This window comes from Streptomyces rubrogriseus, from assembly GCF_027947575.1.
In the GTDB taxonomy this organism is placed as follows: domain Bacteria; phylum Actinomycetota; class Actinomycetes; order Streptomycetales; family Streptomycetaceae; genus Streptomyces; species Streptomyces rubrogriseus.
On sequence record NZ_CP116256.1, the window covers coordinates 7,713,862 to 7,734,776 of the forward strand.

19 protein-coding genes and 1 riboswitch are annotated in these 20,915 nt (G+C 71.6%); of the genes, 12 read left to right on the top strand and 7 right to left on the bottom strand.

Translation table 11 applies throughout. From position 1 onward, the window contains the following. The first annotated feature begins 94 nt into the window (after positions 1 to 94). From Sru02f_RS34685 to rarD, 4 genes are all read left to right on the top strand, one after another. On the top strand, positions 95 to 2,032 hold the full coding sequence (locus tag Sru02f_RS34685) for a 2-oxoacid:acceptor oxidoreductase subunit alpha (RefSeq protein WP_373103663.1): 1,938 nt from the start codon (positions 95 to 97) through the stop codon (positions 2,030 to 2,032). Further along, positions 2,025 to 3,083: a 2-oxoacid:ferredoxin oxidoreductase subunit beta gene (locus Sru02f_RS34690; RefSeq protein ID WP_373103664.1), complete on the top strand. Its 1,059-nt coding sequence runs from the start codon at positions 2,025 to 2,027 to the stop codon at positions 3,081 to 3,083. The genes Sru02f_RS34685 and Sru02f_RS34690 overlap by 8 nt, the downstream gene beginning before the upstream one ends. Before the next feature lie 165 nt (positions 3,084 to 3,248). Then, the gene (locus Sru02f_RS34695; RefSeq protein ID WP_109035784.1) at positions 3,249 to 4,103 is read left to right on the top strand and encodes an SDR family oxidoreductase; all 855 of its coding nucleotides are present in this window, start codon (positions 3,249 to 3,251) and stop codon (positions 4,101 to 4,103) included. Positions 4,104 to 4,257: 154 nt separating this feature from the next. Continuing rightward, positions 4,258 to 5,337: an EamA family transporter RarD gene (gene rarD / locus Sru02f_RS34700; RefSeq protein ID WP_109035782.1), complete on the top strand. Its 1,080-nt coding sequence runs from the start codon at positions 4,258 to 4,260 to the stop codon at positions 5,335 to 5,337. 23 nt (positions 5,338 to 5,360) lie between these two features. Here rarD and Sru02f_RS34705 read toward each other — a convergent pair whose 3' ends face one another. Beyond that, positions 5,361 to 5,933, bottom strand: coding sequence for a CGNR zinc finger domain-containing protein (locus tag Sru02f_RS34705; RefSeq protein ID WP_109035780.1), 573 nt, complete (start codon positions 5,931 to 5,933; stop codon positions 5,361 to 5,363). A gap of 129 nt (positions 5,934 to 6,062) precedes the next feature. On the opposite strand from Sru02f_RS34705, the gene Sru02f_RS34710 reads away from it, so the two are divergent. Both Sru02f_RS34710 and Sru02f_RS34715 read left to right on the top strand, forming a co-directional pair. After that, positions 6,063 to 6,533, top strand: coding sequence for a VOC family protein (locus Sru02f_RS34710; protein WP_109035778.1), 471 nt, complete (start codon positions 6,063 to 6,065; stop codon positions 6,531 to 6,533). A 147-nt stretch (positions 6,534 to 6,680) separates the two neighbouring features. Then, complete coding sequence (locus Sru02f_RS34715; RefSeq protein WP_109035776.1) at positions 6,681 to 7,661, top strand: M28 family metallopeptidase; 981 nt, start codon at positions 6,681 to 6,683, stop codon at positions 7,659 to 7,661. Between the two features lie 36 nt (positions 7,662 to 7,697). On the opposite strand, the gene Sru02f_RS34720 is transcribed toward Sru02f_RS34715, so the two are convergent. Continuing rightward, positions 7,698 to 9,089 carry a tetratricopeptide repeat protein gene (locus Sru02f_RS34720; protein WP_174855220.1) on the bottom strand — a complete coding sequence of 464 codons (1,392 nt, stop codon included), beginning with the start codon at positions 9,087 to 9,089 and terminating at the stop codon, positions 7,698 to 7,700. A 249-nt stretch (positions 9,090 to 9,338) separates the two neighbouring features. Here Sru02f_RS34720 and Sru02f_RS34725 point away from each other — a divergent pair, with 249 nt between their 5' ends. Further along, a complete protein-coding gene (locus tag Sru02f_RS34725) occupies positions 9,339 to 9,947 on the top strand; it encodes a flavodoxin family protein (RefSeq protein WP_109035772.1) in 609 nt (202 codons plus the stop codon). Positions 9,948 to 10,036: 89 nt separating this feature from the next. Here Sru02f_RS34725 and Sru02f_RS34730 read toward each other — a convergent pair whose 3' ends face one another. The 4 genes from Sru02f_RS34730 to Sru02f_RS34745 form a co-directional block, all read right to left on the bottom strand. Next, positions 10,037 to 10,981: an ABC transporter permease gene (locus Sru02f_RS34730; protein WP_174855219.1), complete on the bottom strand. Its 945-nt coding sequence runs from the start codon at positions 10,979 to 10,981 to the stop codon at positions 10,037 to 10,039. Then, complete coding sequence (locus Sru02f_RS34735; RefSeq protein ID WP_109035768.1) at positions 10,968 to 11,951, bottom strand: ABC transporter ATP-binding protein; 984 nt, start codon at positions 11,949 to 11,951, stop codon at positions 10,968 to 10,970. Before Sru02f_RS34735 ends, Sru02f_RS34730 begins: the two co-directional genes overlap by 14 nt. 52 nt (positions 11,952 to 12,003) lie before the next feature. Continuing rightward, entirely contained in the window at positions 12,004 to 13,248 is a 1,245-nt protein-coding gene (locus Sru02f_RS34740; protein ID WP_109035766.1) for a LolA family protein, read from the bottom strand. A gap of 258 nt (positions 13,249 to 13,506) precedes the next feature. Next, complete coding sequence (locus tag Sru02f_RS34745) at positions 13,507 to 14,517, bottom strand: polyprenyl synthetase family protein (protein ID WP_003974364.1); 1,011 nt, start codon at positions 14,515 to 14,517, stop codon at positions 13,507 to 13,509. Between the two features lie 681 nt (positions 14,518 to 15,198). Then, positions 15,199 to 15,367: riboswitch (cyclic di-AMP (ydaO/yuaA leader) on the top strand. Positions 15,368 to 15,371: 4 nt separating this feature from the next. Here Sru02f_RS34745 and Sru02f_RS34750 point away from each other — a divergent pair. Next, complete coding sequence (locus Sru02f_RS34750; protein ID WP_003974365.1) at positions 15,372 to 15,863, top strand: transglycosylase SLT domain-containing protein; 492 nt, start codon at positions 15,372 to 15,374, stop codon at positions 15,861 to 15,863. 23 nt (positions 15,864 to 15,886) lie between these two features. Here Sru02f_RS34750 and Sru02f_RS34755 read toward each other — a convergent pair whose 3' ends face one another. Continuing rightward, positions 15,887 to 16,696, bottom strand: a complete 810-nt coding sequence (locus Sru02f_RS34755) for an HAD family hydrolase (RefSeq protein ID WP_109035764.1) — start codon at positions 16,694 to 16,696, stop codon at positions 15,887 to 15,889. Between the two features lie 463 nt (positions 16,697 to 17,159). On the opposite strand from Sru02f_RS34755, the gene fahA reads away from it, so the two are divergent. The 4 genes from fahA to Sru02f_RS34775 all read left to right on the top strand — a co-directional run bounded on the left by fahA (position 17,160) and on the right by Sru02f_RS34775 (position 20,905). Further along, complete coding sequence (gene fahA / locus Sru02f_RS34760; RefSeq protein WP_109035762.1) at positions 17,160 to 18,407, top strand: fumarylacetoacetase; 1,248 nt, start codon at positions 17,160 to 17,162, stop codon at positions 18,405 to 18,407. 333 nt (positions 18,408 to 18,740) lie between these two features. After that, positions 18,741 to 19,679, top strand: a complete 939-nt coding sequence (locus tag Sru02f_RS34765) for a M56 family metallopeptidase (protein ID WP_109035760.1) — start codon at positions 18,741 to 18,743, stop codon at positions 19,677 to 19,679. A gap of 167 nt (positions 19,680 to 19,846) precedes the next feature. Beyond that, complete coding sequence (locus Sru02f_RS34770) at positions 19,847 to 20,635, top strand: GntR family transcriptional regulator (protein WP_109035757.1); 789 nt, start codon at positions 19,847 to 19,849, stop codon at positions 20,633 to 20,635. A gap of 42 nt (positions 20,636 to 20,677) precedes the next feature. Then, positions 20,678 to 20,905 (top strand): 4Fe-4S dicluster domain-containing protein, encoded by a 228-nt coding sequence (locus Sru02f_RS34775; protein WP_030145386.1) that lies wholly within the window; start codon positions 20,678 to 20,680, stop codon positions 20,903 to 20,905. Positions 20,906 to 20,915: the final 10 nt, after the last annotated feature.

Sequence of the window (20,915 nt, forward strand, 5' to 3'; positions counted from 1 at the left end):
ACCGGAAGTCACGGCGCGCGGACGTAGGGTTGATCCTGGGACGGTCGGTGGGAGACCAGTCCCCGGACAGCCGTCCCGAGGGAGGTCCAGTTAAGTGACCAGCCAGGTCAGCAGCCCAGCGGAGCAGGCCGACGGAACCGACGAGACCGTCGTGGGAGCACAGCGCAAACCGGTTGCGGCGAAGGACGTCCGCCGGCTGGACCGGGTGATCATCAGGTTCGCGGGGGACTCCGGCGACGGGATGCAGCTCACCGGTGACCGTTTCACCTCGGAAACGGCGTCGTTCGGCAATGACCTGTCGACGCTGCCGAACTTCCCCGCCGAGATCCGGGCCCCCGCCGGCACCCTGCCGGGCGTCTCGTCGTTCCAGCTGCACTTCGCCGACCACGACATCCTCACACCCGGCGACGCCCCCAACGTGCTGGTCGCGATGAACCCGGCCGCGCTGAAAGCCAACGTGGGCGACCTGCCACGCGGCGCGGAGATCATCGTCAACACGGACGAGTTCACCCGGCGGGCCATGCAGAAGGTCGGCTACGACACCTCCCCGCTGGAGGACGGTTCCCTCGACGGCTACCACCTGCATCCGGTGCCGCTGACCACACTGACCGTCCAGGCGCTGGGCGAGTTCGACCTCAGCCGCAAGGAGGCCGAGCGGAGCAAGAACATGTTCGCGCTCGGGCTGCTGTCGTGGATGTATCACCGGCCCACCGAGGGCACGGAGAGGTTTCTGCGGTCGAAGTTCGCGAAGAAGCCGCAGATCGCGGCCGCGAACATCGCGGCCTACCGGGCGGGCTGGAACTTCGGGGAGACCACGGAGGACTTCGCGGTCTCCTACGAGGTGGCGCCGGCGGCGACGGCGTTCCCGCCCGGCACCTACCGCAACATTTCCGGGAACCTGGCCCTGGCCTACGGTCTGATCGCCGCGTCCCGGCAGGCGGACCTGCCGCTGTTCCTGGGCTCCTACCCCATCACCCCGGCGTCCGACATCCTGCACGAGCTGTCCCGGCACAAGAACTTCGGGGTGCGTACCTTCCAGGCGGAGGACGAGATCGCCGGGATCGGCGCGGCGCTGGGAGCGGCCTTCGGCGGGTCGCTGGCGGTGACCACCACCTCCGGCCCCGGGGTGGCGCTCAAGAGCGAGACGATCGGGCTGGCCGTCTCGCTGGAGCTGCCGCTGCTGGTGGTGGACATCCAGCGGGGCGGCCCGTCGACGGGTCTGCCGACCAAGACGGAGCAGGCCGATCTGCTGCAGGCGATGTACGGGCGCAACGGCGAGGCGCCGGTTGCGGTCGTCGCGCCGCGCACGGCGGCCGACTGCTTCGACGCCGCCCTGGAAGCGGCACGGATCGCGCTGGCCTACCGCACTCCGGTCCTCCTGCTCTCCGACGGCTACCTCGCCAACGGCTCCGAACCCTGGCGGATCCCCGAGCCGGACGAACTGCCCGACCTGAGCGTGCAGTTCGCCCAGGGCCCCAACCACACCCTGGACGACGGCACCGAGGTGTTCTGGCCCTACAAACGCGACCCGCACACCCTGGCCCGCCCCTGGGCGGTACCGGGCACCCCCGGCCTCGAGCACCGGATCGGCGGCATCGAGAAACAGGACGGCACCGGGAACATCTCCTACGACCCGGCCAACCACGACTTCATGGTCCGCACCCGCCAGGCCAAGATCGACGGCATCGACGTCCCCGACCTGGACGTCGACGACCCGGACGGCGCCCGGACCCTGGTCCTTGGCTGGGGCTCCACCTACGGGCCCATCACCGCCGCCGTGCGCCGGCTGCGCACCGCCGGGCAGGAGATCGCCCAGGCGCACCTGCGCCACCTCAATCCCTTCCCGGCCAACCTCGGCGACGTCCTCGCCCGCTACGACAAGGTCGTCGTCCCGGAGATGAACCTCGGCCAGCTCGCCACCCTGATCCGGGCCAGGTACCTGGTCGACGCCCGCTCGTTCAACCAGGTCAACGGCATGCCGTTCAAGGCCGAACAGCTCGCCACGGTCCTGAAGGAGGCCATCGATGACTGACACCGGCGCACTGCTCCAGCTCGTCCCCAAGGCCGAGGCCAAGCAGTCCATGAAGGACTTCAAGTCCGACCAGGAAGTGCGCTGGTGTCCCGGCTGCGGCGACTACGCCATCCTCGCCGCCGTGCAGGGCTTCATGCCCCAGCTCGGCCTGGCGAAGGAGAACATCGTCTTCGTCTCCGGCATCGGCTGCTCCTCCCGCTTCCCCTACTACATGAACACCTACGGGATGCACTCCATCCACGGCCGCGCCCCCGCCATCGCCACCGGCCTCGCCACCTCCCGGCGCGACCTGTCCGTGTGGGTCGTCACCGGGGACGGCGACGCCCTCTCCATCGGCGGCAACCACCTCATCCACGCCCTGCGCCGCAACGTCAACCTCAAGATCCTGCTGTTCAACAACCGGATCTACGGCCTGACCAAGGGCCAGTACTCCCCCACCTCCGAAATCGGGAAGATCACCAAATCGACCCCGATGGGCTCCCTGGACGCGCCCTTCAACCCCGTCTCCCTGGCCCTCGGCGCGGAAGCCACCTTCGTCGCACGGACCGTCGACTCCGACCGCAGACACCTCACCGACGTCCTGCGCCAGGCCGCCGAACACCCCGGCACCGCCCTGATCGAGATCTACCAGAACTGCAACATCTTCAACGACGGCGCCTTCGACGCCCTCAAAGACCAGCAGCAGGCCGAAGAGGCGGTCATCCGCCTCGAACACGGCCAGCCGATCCGCTTCGGCACCGACAACACCAAGGGCGTCGTACGGGACCCGCAAACCGGCGACCTGAACATCGTCACCGTCACCGCCGACAACGAGACGCAGATCCTGGTCCACGACGCCCACGCCGCGTCCCCGACCACGGCCTTCGCACTCTCCCGCCTCGCCGACCCCGACACCCTCCACCACACCCCGATCGGTGTCCTGCGCTCAGTCCAACGACCGGTCTACGACACCCTCATGTCCCAACAACTCGACACCGCCATCGAGACAGACGGCAAGGGCGACCTCGCCACGCTGCTGACCGGCAACGACACCTGGACGGTCGTCGGCTGACCAACCCGCCGCCTCACGGCACACCAGAGGGGCCCGGACGACTACCGTCCGGGCCCCTCTTGGTTACCTACAGGTAAGTACCTTACTTCAAGGTGCGCACTTTCCTATGGTTAGCGCCGCCGTTAGGGTTAGTCGCAACGCACCCCCACAAGGAGCACTGAAACCATGAGCATCGTCGTCACCGGAGCCACCGGACACCTCGGCCGCCACGTCGTGCGGCAGCTGCTGGCCAAGGTGCCGGCCGACCAGGTCACCGCCGTCGTCCGGAACCGCGACAAGGCCGCCGACCTCGCCGACCTCGGCGTACGGCTCGCTGTCGCCGACTACAACTCCCCCGAGACCTTCGACGCCGTGTTCGCGGCCGGCGACCGGGTCCTGTTGATCTCCGGCAACGAGTTCGACAAGGGCCGCGTACGGCAGCACACGGTCGTGATCGAGGCGGCGAAGAAGGCCGGCGTCGCCCTGCTCGCCTACACCAGCGCCCCCAGCAGCCTCAAGGCCGCGCTCGCCGACGACCACCGCGCCACCGAGGAGGTTCTGGTCGGCTCGGGCGTGCCGTACACGCTGCTGCGCAACGGTTGGTACCACGAGAACTACACCGAGCAGCTCGCCCCGGTCCTGGAGCACGGCGCCGTCGTCCAGGCGGCCGGTGAGGGCCGGATCTCCTCCGCCTCCCGCGCCGACTACGCGGCCGCCGCCGTCGCCGTACTGACCGGCGAGGGCCACGAGAACACCTCGTACGAGCTGGGCGGCGACGAGGCCTGGAGCTTCGCCGAGTACGCCGCCGAGCTGAGCCGGCAGACGGGCAGGGAGATCACCTACAAGCCCGTCTCGGTCGAGGACTACACCGCCATCCTGACCGGTGCCGGGGTGCCCGGACCGCTCGCGGACGTCTTCGCGGGCGTGGACGCCGCCATCGCCAAGGGCGAGCTGGTCGTCTCCACCGGCGACCTGTCCCGGTTGGCCGGCCGCCCGACGACACCGCTCGCCGAGGCCGTCGCCGTCGCGCTCAAGGACTGATTTCCACCCTCCCCGACCCCGGCCCCTCCTTGCCCCACCCCGCGTGTCATGACCGTATTCCGATACGGGCATGACACGCGGCCGGGTGCGGCGCTACCTTCGTCCTGGCATGCCACCCCGTTCCCGGCATGCCGTGTGCGAGAAGGAGGTGCCCGTGGCCGGGTCGTCCAGGAGTGATCAGCGAGTAGGCCTGCTGAACGGCTTCGCGGCGTACGGGATGTGGGGGCTGGTCCCGCTGTTCTGGCCGCTGCTCAAGCCCGCCGGGGCCGGGGAGATCCTCGCCCACCGGATGGTGTGGTCCCTCGCCTTCGTCGCCGTCGCCCTCCTCTTCGTACGGCGCTGGGCCTGGGCCGGTGAGCTGCTGCGGCAGCCGCGCAGGCTCGCCCTGGTCACGGTGGCCGCCGCGGTCATCACCGTCAACTGGGGCGTCTACATCTGGGCCGTGAACAGCGGCCATGTCGTCGAGGCCTCGCTCGGCTACTTCATCAACCCGCTGGTCACCATCGCCATGGGCGTGTTGCTGCTCAAGGAGCGGCTGCGGCCCGCGCAGTGGGCGGCGGTCGGCACCGGCTTCGCGGCAGTGCTCGTGCTCGCCGTCGGCTACGGCCAGCCGCCGTGGATCTCGCTCTGCCTCGCCTTCTCCTTCGCCACGTACGGCCTGGTGAAGAAGAAGGTCAACCTCGGTGGTGTGGAGTCGCTGGCCGCCGAGACGGCGATCCAGTTCCTTCCGGCGCTCGGCTACCTGCTGTGGCTGGGCGCGCAGGGCGAGTCGACCTTCACCACGGAGGGCGCCGGGCACTCGGCCCTGCTCGCCGCGACCGGCGTCGTCACGGCGATCCCGCTGGTCTGCTTCGGCGCGGCGGCGATCCGCGTTCCGCTGTCCACGCTGGGGCTGCTGCAGTACCTGGCACCGGTCTTCCAGTTCCTGCTCGGCGTCCTCTACTTCGGCGAGGCCATGCCCCCCGAGCGCTGGGCCGGCTTCGGGCTGGTCTGGCTGGCGCTGACGCTGCTCACCTGGGACGCGCTGCGCACGGCCCGCCGGACCGCACGGGCACTGAGGGAACAACTGGACCGGGCGGGCGCGGGCGTACCGCCGCTCAAGGGGGCCGCCGCAGCGCGGGAGCCGGGGGTCGTGGCCTCGGGGACTCCGGCACCGGGCGTCGGCGACGCACCGCAACAGCAACAGCAACAGCAACAGCAACAGCAACACGGAACCAGGGCCGGGAAGCCGTAGCGGCTCCTTCGTACGCTCCCGGGTCAGCGCGTGTCGGGTGCTCGCCGGGCGCGGTGCGCGCGGACCTTCTCCCGGTTTCCGCAGTGCTCCATCGCGCACCAGCGGCGGCGGCCGGGCCGTGAGGTGTCGACGAACAGCAGGAAACAGTTGTGGGCACCGCACTCACGGATGCGGTCCGCGTAGGGGCCGGTGAACAGCTCGATCGCGTCGCGCGCGACCGTCGACAGCAAGCGGGACCCCGTGGCACCCGATGCCCAGCCGCGCGTGCCGTCCGGTTCGAGGCGGGTGACGAGCGGGGGTTCGGCCGCGGCGGAGTTGACGGCGTCCAGGTGATCCCGCCGCAGCGGCCGTCCGTGGGCGCGGTCGGCGGCCAGGAGGAAGAGGGCGTCGCGCAGGGCCCTGGTCCGCGCCACGTCCGCCCGGTCCACTGACAGGTCCAGCCCGTCCGCCAGTCGGCTGCGCTCGACCCAGGTCATCAGGTCGGCGGGCTCGTGCAGCACTTCCCAGCGCGCGAAGGCGCCCGGCCCTCCCGTCGTGAGCAGTTCGAGGCAGAGCGCGCCCGGGTCGAAGCGGTACGGCCTGCCCTCGTGCGACACCAGTGTCAGCCCGGGCGGACGGTCCGCGGCCGGCTTCGACCGTCGCGGAGACTTCGGCGGTTCAGGCGGTTCCGGCGGTTCCGGCGCTTCCTCTACCCGCTCGCTCATGAAACCAGTATAAGTGGTTACATGACATCGACCTCAAGGCCCGCTCCGCTGCACTTCAAGATCGTCATCGACGCGGCCGCCCCGCACGCGCAGGCGGACTTCTGGGCCTCGGCCCTTCACTACGAGGTGGAGGACAACAGCGCGCTCATCGAGAAACTGCTGGGCTTCGGGGCGGTGCCGGCGGAGCTGACCGTCGAGTCCCACGGCCGCCGCGCCTGGCGCGACCTGGCCGCCGTACGCCACCCCGACGACCCCTTCCAGGAGGAGAGCGGCACCGGACTGGGACGCCGACTGCTGTTCCAGCGCGTACCGGAGGCCAAGACCGTCAAGAACCGGATCCACCTCGACGTGCACGCGCCGGACGGCGGGCGCGAGGAGGAGGTCGCCCGGCTCCAGGCACTGGGAGCGAGCGTGCAGCGGCAGGTGAAGGAGCCGGGCGGGGAATGGGTGGTGATGACGGACCCCGAGGGGAACGAGTTCTGCGTCCACTAGGACCGGCATCGGGGGCTTCCGCTATGTGCGATGCCGTGGCCGGATAGCGGTCTTGACGGGCGGTCAGTCCCGCCCGCACCATCCAGGCACCCCATTCACTGCGGGGTCCCCTCCCCCGGGACCTCCTAGGACTTCGGAGCCCCCCACATGCAGCTCCTCCTTTCCGGGCGCGCCCTGACGGCCGGAGCCGTCGCCGTCGCCACGCTGATGGCCGGCGGTTCCGCCGCCGGTGCGGCGTCCGCACCCGCGCACCCCGCCGCCCCCACCGGCACTGCCGCTACCGCTGCCGCCGCCGCGCCCGACATACCGATAGCCAACGTCAAGGCCCATCTGACGCGGCTGCAGTCGATCGCCACGGCGAACGGCGGCAACCGCGCCCACGGCCGCGCCGGCTACCGGGCCTCCCTCGACTACGTGAAGGCCAAGCTGGACGCCGCCGGTTTCACCACCCGCATCCAGCAGTTCAGCGCGTCGGGCCGCACCGGGTACAACCTGACAGCCGACTGGCCCGGCGGCGACGCGAGTCAGGTTGTCATGACCGGGTCACATATGGACAGTGTCGTCTCCGGGCCCGGCATCAACGACAACGGCTCCGGCTCCTCGGCCGTCCTGGAGACCGCGCTCGCCGTCGCCCGGTCCGGCTACCAGCCGACGAAGCACCTGCGCTTCGCCTGGTGGGGCGCGGAGGAGCTGGGACTCGTCGGCTCCCGCTACTACGTCAACAGCCTCGGCTCCGCGGAACGCGCGAAGATCAGCGGCTACCTGAACTTCGACATGATCGGCTCGCCCAACCCCGGTTACTTCGTCTACGACGACGATCCCACGATCGAGAAGACGTTCAAGGACTACTTCAGCGGGATCGGCATCTCCACCGAGATCGAGACCGAGGGCGACGGACGCTCCGACCACGCACCCTTCAAGAACGCGGGCGTCCCCGTGGGCGGCCTCTTCAGCGGCGCGGACTACCGCAAGACGTCCGCGCAGGCGGCCAAGTGGGGCGGCACCGTGGGCCAGCCCTTCGACCGCTGCTACCACTCGTCCTGCGACACGACCGCCAACATCGACGACACTGCCCTGGACCGCAACAGCGACGCCGTCGCCTACGCGGTCTGGGAACTGTCGCGGTAGGGCGAGCGTCCCCGCGCGGGCACCGGCCGGCCGACGTCAGCCGGCCTGGGCGCGGGCGCGTTCGGTGAGGCGGCCCATGCGGGTGCGGGCGGACTCCAGTTCCTCGGCGTCCTCGGCGGCCGGGCCGTCCTCGGCGGCGAGTTCGGACCACAGGCCTACCAGGTCGCTCCCCAGTTCCAGGCCCCGTGCGGGGTCGCGTACGGCACGCCAGGCGGTCGCGGCGCTCTGGACGTTGCCGTACGCGGCCTCGGCGTCGCCCGAGCGCCGGTGTATCCGGGCCAGGTCGAGGGAGAGCTGGAAGGCGCGGTCCGGGTCGCCGGACAAGTAGGCGATGTACGCGGTGAGTTCACGGAGCCGGAGCACCTCGGCGTGCTCCGGCCCGAGCGTGCGCGAGGCCTCCGTCAACGTCTGCTCCGCCAGCCGCGCCGCGGCCTCCGTACGCCCCTCCTTGACGGCCTCGTTGATACGGGCCGTCGGCTCCGCGAGCAGGGCCGGGGTGGTGGCGTCGCCGGGCGCGGTGAGCGGCGCGTCCCCGAGCACGGCCTCGGCCACGGCGTCGAAGCCGCGGGCGGGGGTGGGCTTGGGATCGGGGTCGGAGTAGGGGTCGGAGACCGACTTGGGGGCGGGAGCGGGCACGGGCCTGGGAGCGGGAACGGGCGCGGCTTCCGGCTCAGGCTTCGGCTCAAGAACCGGCCCGGGAACCGGATCAGGAACCGGCTCGGGCGCCGGGGTCGGCTCCGGTGCGGCGAAGGGGCCGTATGTCGGTCGCGGCGCCGCGTCCCGCGCGGTGCCGGTCGTGGACGCACCGTCCATGCGGGGCGGCGGCCCGAACGCACCCGTCGGCGGCGCCACCGTGCCGGGCGGCGTCACCCGGGCCGGCTCCGGCAGGGCGCGCAGCGTGAAGGTCGGCGCGGAGGCGCCGCCGGACCGCTCCCGCTCCGTTCCGGGCACCGCCGGCAGCGGGAACGTCGGCGTGCCGTCCCGGGCCGGTACCACCGAGCGCAGGACGTGCGTGGGCCGGTCGTGCCGTGCGGGCGCCTCGACGAGGGCCTCCATGCCGACTCCCTCGCTCGCCCCCTCACGCGCCTCCTCGCGCGCCCCCTCCGCCGCCGTCGGCACCGGGTCCGCGGCGAGGTGGCTCGAGCCGTCCGGGTCGACCCGGAGGGGGACGGAGTAGCCGAGGCGCCGGTCGTGGATCGTGGCGAGGACGGGGCGACCCGCGGCGAGGGCGAGGCGGTGGAGGCGGTTCAGGACGGCGTTCTGGATCTCCTCGCCCGGGGCCGCGACGACCCGCGAACCGTCGACCGAGGCACCGCGCACGCCGGAGTCGCCGTCCGGCACGTGGACGTCGATCGGCGTCGTCGCGGGACCGGGCGAGCCCGCGGCCCACTCGTGTTCCCGCTGCTTGTCGCGGCCGAGTCGAGACATCGTTCCCCCACTCATCGGCGGCTTCCGTCGGCGGTTTCCGTTCCCTGCCGTCCAGAGCCTGTCATGCCTGTCGTGCATCTGCTTCGAGTCTCTCCGCTCGCTCCCGATTCTCGCGTCACCGGGGTGTCACAGGCTCGTTCCAGGAGGTCACGCCGCGCGATGGCCGTGCCCACATGGACAGATTGATGCGTGTGCATATAATGCATACGCAGGTTATCGTCTGCCGCCGACCGACCCTGGGGGGTCCCCATGACGCGCCGCTTCCTCTTCCTGCCGGGCAGCACCCGCCCCGACGGCAACACCGAGCTGCTCGCCCGTCGCGCCGCAGACCAACTGCCCGCGGACGTCGAGCAGCGCTGGATCGACCTGGCCCGGCACCCCTTGCCGGAGTTCGAGGACCTGCGGCACGACAGCGACCACACGCGCCCCACGGAGGGCAACGCGCGGCTGCTGCTCGACGCCACCCTCGCCGCCACGGACATCGTGATCGCCTCGCCGCTGTACTGGTACACGCTGTCCACACCGGTCAAGCGCTACCTCGACCACTGGTCCGGCTGGTTGCGCACCCCCGGCCTCGACTTCAAGGCGACCCTGGCCGGCCGCACCCTGTGGGGCGTCACCGCGCTCGCCCACGAGGAGCGGGAGGTCGCCGACCCGCTGATCGGAGCCCTGAACAACTCCGCGGCGTACATGGGCATGCGCTTCGGCGGAGTGCTGCTGGGCAACGGCAGCAAGCCCGGTGACGTCCTGCGGGACACGGAGGCGCTGGCCCGTGCCAAGACCTTCTTCGCGCGGGAGGCGCCGTTCGCGCGGTTCCCGTACGACCAGGCGAGCGCCGTGACCGTGACTACGCCATGAGCGCCCAGCCCTGACTGCGCGATGACCGCCCAGTCCTGACTGCGCGATGACCACCCAGCCCTGTCTACGCGATGGCCACCAGGTCCTGACTACGCGGTGATGTCCTTCGTCGTGAACCGGGCCCAGGCCGCCGAGCCGAAGACCGCCGCGTAGAGGGCCTGGAGGCCGAGGTTCTTCACCAGGTCGTCCCAGTAGACCGGTTCGCGCATCACGTCGGCGAAGGAGAGCCAGTAGTGCGAGAAGAAGTACGGCTGGAGGGCGTCGAGCTGGGGGATCTGGTCGAGGATCTGGACGGTGATCAGCAGTCCGACCGTGGTGGCCATCGCCGCGATGCCGCTGCCCGTCAAAGTGGAGACGAACAGGCCCAGGGCCGCGATGCCGACCAGTGAGGCGGCCACGACCAGGGCGATCAGCAGCGCCCGTCCCAGGCCCTCGACGTAGGTGATCCGGGTGCCCGAGATGGTGATCAGGTCGCCGACCGGGAAGAGCAGCGCGCCGACCGCCAGCGCCGAGAACGCGACCACCAGGGTGGCGGCGAGGCAGAAGGCGACCACCGTCGCGTACTTGGTGAGCAGCAGCCGGGAGCGGCCGGCCGGGGCGACCAGGAGGTAGCGGAGCGTGCCCGCGCTCGACTCGCCCGCGATCGCGTCGCCCGCGACGACGCCGATGGCCATCGGCAGGAAGAACGGGAGGGTCGCGGCGAGCGCGGTGAAGACCAGGAACAGCCCGTTGTTGCTGATCTGCGAGATGAACGCCGGCCCCTCGCCACCGCCGCCACCGCCGCCGAGCGAGGACCCGTCGCTCGTCTCGATCTTCACGGCGATGCCCACCAGGACCGGCACGGCGGCGAGCACCGTCAGCAGGGCGAGGGTGCGCCAGCGCCGGAAGGTGGTCAGCAGCTCGCTGCGGAACAGCCCGAAGGACCACAGCGGGCTCGGGGGCCGCGCGGCACCTGGGCCCGGGTGCGCAATCGGGTCCCGCGCCCCGCCCGCGGGCTCCCCCACCGGCTCGTCCCGCACATCAGCCCGCGACATCGAAGCCCTCCCCGGTCAGCGCCACGAACGCGTCCTCCAGCGAGGCGTGTTCCACCACGAAGCCCCGGACCCGGACGCGGGCCGCGACCAGCGCCGCGTTCACCTCGGCGAGGTCGCGCTCCGGTGGCTCCGCCGTCACCCGGTCCCCGTCGACGACCACGTCCGCGGCCCCCTGCTCCTTCAGCACCCTGGCCGCGTCGCCCGCGTCCGGCGTGGTCACCACCAGCCGGCCCCGTGCCCCGGCCGCCAGATCGGCGACCGCGCCCTGGGTGACCAGCCGGCCCTGTGCCATCACGGCGGCGTGGGTGCACACCTGCTCGATCTCGTCCAGCAGGTGGGAGGAGAGGAAGACGGTGGTGCCGTCGGAGGCCAGTTCGCGCACGAGGGTGCGGATCTCGCGCATGCCCTGCGGGTCGAGACCGTTGGTCGGCTCGTCCAGCACCAGCAGCCGGCGCGGCTGGAGCAGCGCGGCGGCGAGCCCCAGCCGCTGCTTCATCCCGAGCGAGTACGCCTTCGCCTTCTTGCCGCCGGCGGCCGCGAGGCCCACCCGGTCCAGCGCCGCCCCTACGCGCTCGCGCCGGGTGCGCGGGTCGGCGGTCGGGTCGGCGGCGTCGTAGCGCAGCAGGTTGTCCCGACCGGAGAGGAAGCCGTACAGGGCCGGGCCCTCGATGAGGGCGCCGACCCGGGGCAGTACGGCGCGGGCCGCGCGTGGCATGGGCCGGCCGAGGACCCGGGCGCTGCCCGAGGTGGGTTCGATCAGCCCCATCAGCATGCGGATGGTGGTGGTCTTGCCGGAGCCGTTGGGCCCGAGGAAGCCGAAGACACTGCCCGCCGGGACGGTCAGGTCCAGACCGTCGACGGCGAGCTGTCCGCCGCGGTAGCGCTTGGTGAGCGCGCGGGTGGCGATGACGGCGTCATCCGCGCTCTCCTGGTCCGGGCGCTCCGGCTCCGTGGCGGACGCTTCGGCCATCGGCTCCCTCTTCTCGTCCTCTTCGCCGTACGGGTGGGGGTGCTGCGGGATCCTACTTCGCGGCGTCGGCCGCCTTCACCAGCGCGTCCTTGGTGACCGCACCGGCGTAGACCTTGCCGTCGTCCGTGATCAGGGCGTTGACCAGGCGGGTCTTGAAGACCGTGCCCGAGCCGAAGTCGCCCTTGACCTGGTCGCCGAAGGAGCCGAGGAAGCCGCCGAGGCCGCCCAGGTCGCCCGCGGAGTCCGTGGGCAGGCCGCCCTCAGCGCCGGTGTCGAAGGTGGCGATCGAGTTCCAGCCCTCGCCGATGACCTCGATGCCGTCCATCCCCTTGGCGAGCTCGCCCTCGGCCCCGCGGCCGTGCTCCGGGGCCCCGGCCCGCTCGCCGGCCTCGTCGGCCTCGGTGACCTTGGCCCCCTCGGGTGGCGTGAAGTCGAACGTCGACGCGTCCGGCTTGGCGAAGCTGACCTTGGTGAAGCCCACGTCCACGACGGCGGCGCCGCCGCTCGCCGGGGTCAGGGTGAACTTCAGCGGCGTGCCGGTCTCGGCATCCACCGCCACGGTGATCGCACCGACCGTCGATCCGTCCTGCTTGGGCTCGACGACCAGGCGGTAGGCGTCCCGGCCGGCCACCTGCGCGGTACCGCCGACGGTCACGGACGTGGTGTCGTCGACCGCCTTGAGCGCCTGGTCGGCGAAGTCCTTCGGGGTGGCCGGCACGTCCTGGCCCGGCACGTCCTTCTCCGGCCGCCCGGCGCCGTCGGCGGCGGTGGAGTGGTAGACCTCGTTGGACGAGCTGTCGTAGCCCCAGACGTCCTTGCCGTTGTGGATCAGGCTGTACTCGGCGGCGTTCTCCAGCAGGGACAGCTTCTGCCGGTCGGGGCCGTCGGCCGCGACGCGCAGCGTGTGGCTGCCGGACACCAGCTCGGTGAGCTTGGCCGAGGGGTCGGCGGCGGAGCCCTCGCCATCCCCGCCGGAGCCCGGACCTCCGGACATTCCGGACATCAGGCCGCTCTCCAGCCCGCCGAGGTCCGGCAGACCCAGGTCGGTGTTGATGCGCACCGTGCCGGACAGCTGCTGGACGTCCGACTCGGCGATCTTCTCTATGAGCTGCTCCGCCGTGACCTTCGGCAGGTCGGGGTCGCCGGAGTCGGCGAGCGCGGGAACGAGCCCGATCGTCGCGGCCGCCACTCCCATCACCGCGACCGGGACGACGTACCGCGCGGCCTTGCGCCGTCCGGCCCGCAGCTCCTCGCCCTCCCGGGCGGTCGTGTTGTCGTCGGAATCGATCGGTGCCATGTGTGCCCTACCTCCGTCGTCGGCGGCGGCTGTCTCGCGACCTCGCACTCGTTCACCCGTGAGCCGCCATTCTCACCCGAATCGGTGAGGATTGGTGTTTTTCCGTGGTGTCCATCTGACCAAATCGCCGGAGCACAAGCGTCAGACCGCGGGCTCAACTCCGCCTACTCCTGCGGGATGACACGCAGGGGCGCCGACTCCCCCGCCCCGTAGGGGCCGGCGCGGACCGCGCAGGCGGCGACGGACCGCGGAGGGCGGTCAGCCGGCCCGGTGGACCACCGCGTCGCACAGCTCCACCAGCGCGGCCTTCGCGTCGCACTCGCGCAGCGGGGCCAGCGCCGCCCGGGCCTCCTCCGCGTACCGGACGGTGTCCCGGCGGGCCTGCTCCAGCGCGGGGTGGGCACGCAGCAGGCGCAGCGCCTCGGCGTGCCGCGCGTCGTCGCTCAGGTCGGAGTCGAGCAGCTCGCACAGCGCGAGGTCCTCGGCGAGTCCCAGCCGGGCCGCCCGCTCGCGCAGCCGCAGCACGGGCAGGGTGGGGATGCCCTCGCGCAGGTCCGTGCCGGGCGTCTTGCCGGACTCGTCGGAGTCGGAGGCGATGTCCAGGACGTCGTCGGCGAGCTGGAAGGCGACGCCGAGCCGCTCGCCGTACTGGGTGAGGACGTCCACCACCGTCTCGTCGGCGCCGGACATCATCGCGCCGAACCGGCAGGAGACCGCCACCAGGGAGCCCGTCTTGCCGCCCAGCACGTCTAGGTAGTGGTCGACCGGGTCGCGGCCGTCCTGCGGGCCGGCCGTCTCCAGGATCTGACCGGTGACCAGCCGCTCAAAGGCGAGGGCCTGGACGCGGACCGCCTCGGGTCCGAGGTCGGCGAGGATCTGGGAGGCGCGGGCGAACAGGAAGTCGCCGGTGAGGACCGCGACCGAGTTGTCCCAGCGGGTGTTCGCACTGGGCACCCCGCGCCGCACGGCGGCCTCGTCCATCACGTCGTCGTGGTACAGCGTGGCGAGGTGGGTCAGCTCCACGACCACGGCCGAGGGCACGATCCCGGGGGCGTAGGGGTCACCGAACTGGGCCGAGAGCATCACCAGCAGCGGCCGGAACCGTTTCCCGCCGGCCCGCACCAGGTGCTGGGCGGCCTCCGTGATGAACGGCACCTCGCTTTTGGTTGCCTCAAGCAACCCTTCCTCGACAGCAACCAATCCGGCCTGGACATCGGCTTCCAGAGCCTGGTCCCGCACGCTCAGCCCGAACGGCCCGACGACGGTCACGAGGGGTCTCCTGTCTGCTGGTGTCTACTGGCGATTACCTGGTTTGTCGATAGGTCGCTGCCACCACTCAAGTCAGCGTATCCGGTCACGTTTCGATCACCGCTAGCGCCCACCGTTACAGGCTGGTCGGTATCGGATCATTAACGGTATGTTTTTGATCAGGTGATATGAGCAGATTTTGATTGATATCGCCAGAGGGGACGAGCCGGAGCCGGAGGGCGAACGGGCCGGAGCCGCCACCGAAGATCCCATCACTCCTCCCAACGGCCCGCACTTCGAGAACGTCACCCGATCGACACGCCCGCCCCCTCCTTATGCGCCACCCCTCCACCGCCCTCTCCCCTTCCCCGCTTCCCACCCCTCCCCGCCCGACACCCGAAGCCGTCCCCACCCGCGGCCGGTTGGCTCCCAGTTGGGCTTAATGCCCCATTTGCCGTGCTTGTTGAAGCCAGTGAGTTGGCTCACTCCGGACGACCTACAGGCAACCCGGCCGGAACCTGTGCCCTCCCTTTGCCCCGCAAGCCAGTTGGGGATTGGCAGCAGCAAAGGATCAAGAGCCATATAGGCCTCAGACCAAGGTCAACAGGCATGTTGGGTGATTCCTGCACTTGTTCCGGACATGTGCTCTCGCATACGTTCCCGGCCTGTCGGGTGGACGCCGAATCCTGCCACCGCCCGTCGCACAGTCATCCACCCAACAAACTCGCAGGCAGGAGCGGGGGACCCAGGTAAGTCGCCGCACCGGTCACCACCGGAGCGGCTCGGGGTGAAGCCGTACCCGTCAGGGCACGGCCGGGCACCTCCCCGCCCGAACCCGACAGCTCACCTCGTAGGCGTAAGGAGAGGGACACCGCATGTCTGCCAACGGTCAGAACCGTCACGCCCGCACCAGCCGCCTCGCCCGCAAGCTCGCCGTGGCCGGCACCGGTGCCGCGGTGCTCGCGCTGCCGCTCATCGGCGCCACCACCGCTTCCGCGGCCACCCCGGCCGCCGCCACGACCGCCACCACGGCGGCCACGGCCTACCCGGACAACCTCGACGGCTGGATCCGCGAGTCGCTCGACATCATGGCCCAGCACGGCATCCCCGGGACCTACGAGGGCATTCACCGCAACATCATGCGTGAGTCCTCCGGCAACCCGCTCGCCATCAACAACTGGGACATCAACGCCATCAACGGCACCCCGTCCAAGGGCCTGCTCCAGGTGATCGACCCGACCTTCCAGGCGTACCACGTCGAGGGCACCTCCTGGGACCCGTACGACCCGGTCGCCAACATCACCGCCGCCTGCAACTACGCGGCCGACCGCTACGGCTCGATGGACAACGTCTTCAGCGCGTACTGAGCCGTACGCCGCCCGAACCTCGCCTAAGAGGTACCGAAGATCCGCTCGAGGACGACGGCCACGCCGTCGTCCTCGTTCGTCGTGGTGACCTCGTCGGCCACCGCCTTGAGTTCGGGGTGCGCGCCGGCCATGGCCACACCGTGGGCCGCCCACTGGAACATCGGGATGTCGTTGGGCATGTCCCCGAAGGCGATCGTCCGCCGCCGCTCCAGACCCAGGTGCTCGGCGGCCAGCGCCAGACCGGTGGCCTTGGTGATGCCGCAGGGCTGGAGCTCCACCGTGCCGGGCCCCGACATGGTGACCGTCGCGAGGGAACCGACCACCGCGCGAGCCGTCGCCGCCAGTTCGTCGTCGGTCAGCTCGGGGTGGCGCAGCAGCACCTTGCTGATCGGCCTGGACCACAGCTGCGCACGCTGCTCGACGCGCACCGCGGGCAGCGTCGGGTGGGGCATCAGGTAGTCCGGCTCGATGAGTGTCAGCCCGTCGACGCCGTCCTGGTCCACGGCCGCGTGCACCTGGCCCACCTCGGCCTCGATCTTGCCGAGCGCGGTCTCGGCCAGCTCCCGGTCCAGGGTGACCGACCACAGCATCCGGTGCGCGCCGGCGTCGTACACCTGCGCGCCCTGTCCGCACACCGCGAGCCCCGTGCAGCCGAGCCGGTCGAGCAGCGGGCGCACCCGGGGGGCCGGGCGCCCCGTCACCACCAGGTGCCGCGCACCCGCCCCGGCGGCCCGCGCCAGCGCGGCCAGCGACCGGTCGGAGACGGTGTCGTCGCCTCGGAGCAGCGTGCCGTCCAGGTCGGTGGCGACGAGTGAATACGCGGTGCGGTCCATGATCAGAGAATACGGACACCGCACCCGTCCGACTCACCCGTGACCGCTTCCGAGCGAGGGCGTAGCGAGTGCGCTCGAACCCGCACGGCGTTGCACGACGACGCCCGAGGATGTCCGAAACCTGATACATCATCGGCTAAAGCCCGTTCAGGGCCTGTGCACCGGTTGGCGGCGGCATCGCACGCTACCTGCCCGCCGGGTGCTCCCCGTGGTGCCTTCCGCCCCCGAACCCGGACCGGGCGCCGCCGCCTTCGGCGGTACTGCCCAAGAGCGGCACGTCACCCGTAACGTGTGGCCGGACCGCGTGCGTCACGTGACGCACCCCGATCACGTGACACAACGGCACACCCGGCACACCTGACACACCCGGCACACTTGACACACCCAGTACAGCCGCCGTCACGCAACGGCACACACGGCGCGCACGGCGCACATGGCGAGCACGAAAGCGAGGCAGCACCCGATGCCCCCCTTCGATGTCCCCGAGGGCGACCCCTTCGGCCCGCACAACCTTCCGTACGGCGTGTTCTCGATCCCCGGCTCGCTCGACCGGACGGACCGGACGGTGGGCGTCCGGCTGGGCGACCACGTCCTCGACGCGGGGGCGGCGGCCCACGCGCTCGGCTCGCCGTACGCGGCCCTCCTCGCGCAGCCCACCCTCAACCCGCTGCTGGCGGCCGGGCGCACGGCGTGGTCGGACGTGCGGCGCGCGCTGACGGCGTGGGTGACGGTCCCCTCCCACCGCGAGACCCTGGAGCCGTTCTTCCACCCGCTGTCGTCGGTGACCCTGCACCTGCCCTTCGAGGTCGCCGACTACGTCGACTTCTACGCCTCCGAGAACCACGCCCGCAACGTCGGCCAGATCTTCCGCCCCGACGCCGCCGACTCCCTCACCCCGAACTGGAAGCACCTCCCGATCGGCTACCACGGCCGCTCCGGCACGGTCGTCGTCTCGGGCACGGACGTCGTGCGCCCGTCGGGGCAGCGCAAGCCCCCGGCCGACGCCGCACCCGTCTTCGGCCCGTCCGTCCGGCTCGACATCGAGGCGGAGGTCGGCTTCGTCGTGGGTGTGCCGTCCGAACTGGGCAGTCCGGTCGCGCTCGGCGACTTCCGCGAGCACGTCTTCGGGCTCTGCCTGCTCAACGACTGGTCCGCGCGGGACGTCCAGGCCTGGGAGTACGTCCCCCTCGGTCCGTTCCTCGGCAAGTCCTTCACCACGTCGGTGTCGGCGTGGATCACCCCGCTGGACGCGCTGGAGGAGGCCCGGGTGGCGCCGCCCGAGCGCACGCACGAGCTGCTGCCCTACCTGGACGACACGAACACCGACCAGGACGATCCCGGCGGCTACGACCTGCGGATCTCCGTCGCCGTCAACGGCCACGTCGTCTCCGAGCCGCCGTTCTCCACCATGTACTGGACGGCCGCCCAGCAGTTGGCCCACATGACGGTCAACGGAGCCTCGCTGCGCACCGGCGACCTCTACGGCTCGGGCACGGTGAGCGGGCCCACCGAGCGGGAGCGGGGGTCGCTGCTCGAACTGACCTGGAACGGCCGCGACCCGCTGGAACTCCCCGACGGCAAGCGGACGTTCCTGGAGGACGGCGACGTGGTGACCCTGTCGGCCTGGGCCCCGGGCCCGGACGGTGTCCGGGTGGGGCTGGGAGAGGTGACCGGGCGAGTGGTCGGCCGGGGGGTCGGGCAGGGCGTCTGACGGTACGCGCGCGACGCCACGGCCGAGGGGGTGCGGGGCCTGTACGCCCGAGGCCCCTACGCCCGAGGTCTGTACGCTCAACGTCCGTACGCCCTCAGTCCGTAAGCCCGAGGTCCGTACGCCCGCGGTCCGTACGCCCAGGTTCTGGAATCGGTGTCCGCCGACACCTGACTCGCACCGCCCGGCCCCGTCATACTGGCGTCGGGCGGTGTGCGCGCGCACGGCCCGGCCCAGCACCACCCCTGTACGGCCAGCACCACCCCTTGTACGGCCAGCACCACCCATGTACGGCCAGATCCGCCCATCCTTCGACCAGGATCCGGAGCCAGTGGCATGACCGTCTGCCTGCTCCTGCTGTTCGTCGTCGCCGTGACCGCCGCGGTGCCGGTGCCCCGCGCGCTGACCCGTTCCGCGTGGCCGGAGCGGGATCCCGTGGTCGGGCTGTGGGTGTGGCAGTGCCTGGTCGCGACGGTGCTGCTGTGCTGCCTGACGGCACTCGCCCTCGGCGCCACCGCCGTCTTCGGGACCGTCCGCGCCCAGCTCTTCGCCCCGGCGCCACCCGCGGTGACCGCGGCGTACAACCTCTCCGCCGGCCCGGTCTGGGCGGCCGCCCTCACCCTGCTGCTGGCGGCCGGCGCGGCCTGGACGACCGCGATGCTCGCCCGCGAGCTGGTCGAGGCCCGCCGGCGGCGCGCCCGGTCCCGCGCCCACCTGCGCGAGCGCGCCCCCGACCTGCCCGCCGGGCTCCCGGCGGCCCGTGGTCCGCTGCTGGTCCTGGAGGACGAGTACCCGGACGCCTGGTGGATGCCCGGCAGCCCGCCCCAGCTGATCGTCACCACCGGTGCCCTGCACCGCCTCACCGACCATCAGCTGGACGCCGTGCTCACCCACGAGCGCGGCCACGCCCGGGCCCGCCACGACTGGCTGCTGCACCTGTCGACCGCCCTGGCCACCGGTTTCCCGAGCGTGCCGCTCTTCGCCCACTTCTGCGACCAGACCCACCGGCTGGTCGAGCTCTCGGCCGACGACACCGCCTCCCGCCGCTGCGGCCACCTGACCACCGCGCTGGCCCTGATCGAGCTGAACCAGCACCGCGGTGTCCTCTCCTGCGCCTCCAGCCACCGCCTCCTCGGCGAACGCGTCGACCGCCTCCTGGAACCCCGCCCTCGCCTGCCGCGCCGCCACCGGGCCCTGACCACGGCAACGGCTGCCCTGGTCCCGCTCATCCCCCTCCTCATCACCTTCGCCCCGGGCCTGACCGCCCTGGCCTAGCCGCACCCCCACGACCGGGCCCACCCCGCACACGCCGGCGCACCCTGGTGGCAGAACTCCCCCACCCGCCGCAGAAACCCCAGCTCACCCCCACGACCGGCGGAGCTCCCGGTGGCGCAACATTCCAGCAACACCACTAATCCGACCGGATAGGTATGGTTCCAGCCATGCCGCCCACCGACCGCATCCGAGACCACGCCGGCCAGGGCGCGACCACCGTCGCAGCCCACCGCACGCGGCGCCGGCTGCGCGCCGACCGGGCCCGGCAACTCGCCGACCTGCTCCGCCGCCAGCTCCTCGACGACGCCTTCACCGACGGCACCCTCCCCCACGAGGCCACCCTCGCCGCCGACTACGACACCACCCGCAACACCGTCCGCCAGGCGCTCGACCTCCTGCGCGCCGAAGGCCTCGTGGCCCGGCAGCCCGGCATCGGCACGGTGGTCGTGGCCCGCAAGTACGCCCACGGGCTGGACCGCCTGATGGGCCTCGCCGAGACCCTGCACGAACACGGCCGCGTCACCAACGAGGTCCGCACCACGGTCCCCGTCCCGGCTCCCGCCCCGGTCGCCGAACGCCTCCGCGTCCCACCCGGCGCCGACGTCCTGTACATCGAGCGCCTGCGCCGCCTGAACGGCGTCCCCCTCTCCCTGGACCTCACCTACCTCCCCCTCGACATCGGCACCGCCCTGCTCGGCGCCGACCTGGAGAACACCGACGTCTTCCGGCTCCTGGAATCCGTCACCGGCCGGCCCCTCGGCCACGCCGAGATCACCCTGGAGGCCGTCACCGCCGACGCGCACTCCGCCGCCGTGCTGGAGGCCCCGCGCGGCACGGCGGTCCTCATGCTGGAACGGCTCACCCATCTCGCCGACGGCCGCCCCGTCGACCTGGAGTTCGTCCGCTTCCGCGGCGACCGCATCGCGATGAGCGGCCTGCTGCACCGTTCCCTGTAATCCCCCTCACCACCCTTTCGCGCACCCTCCCTGGAGACAGCCATGCCTTTGGCGCCCCAGCGGGCCGACGTGCCCGTGACCATCGACGAGTCGAAGTGCATCGAAGGCTGCACGCTCTGCGTGGACATGTGCCCGCTGGACTCCCTCGCCATCGACGAGCGCAACGGCAAGGCGTACATGCACGTCGACGAGTGCTGGTACTGCGGCCCGTGTGCCGCCCGCTGCCCCACCGGGGCGGTCACGGTCAACATGCCCTACCTGCTCCGGTGAGAGGCCGACT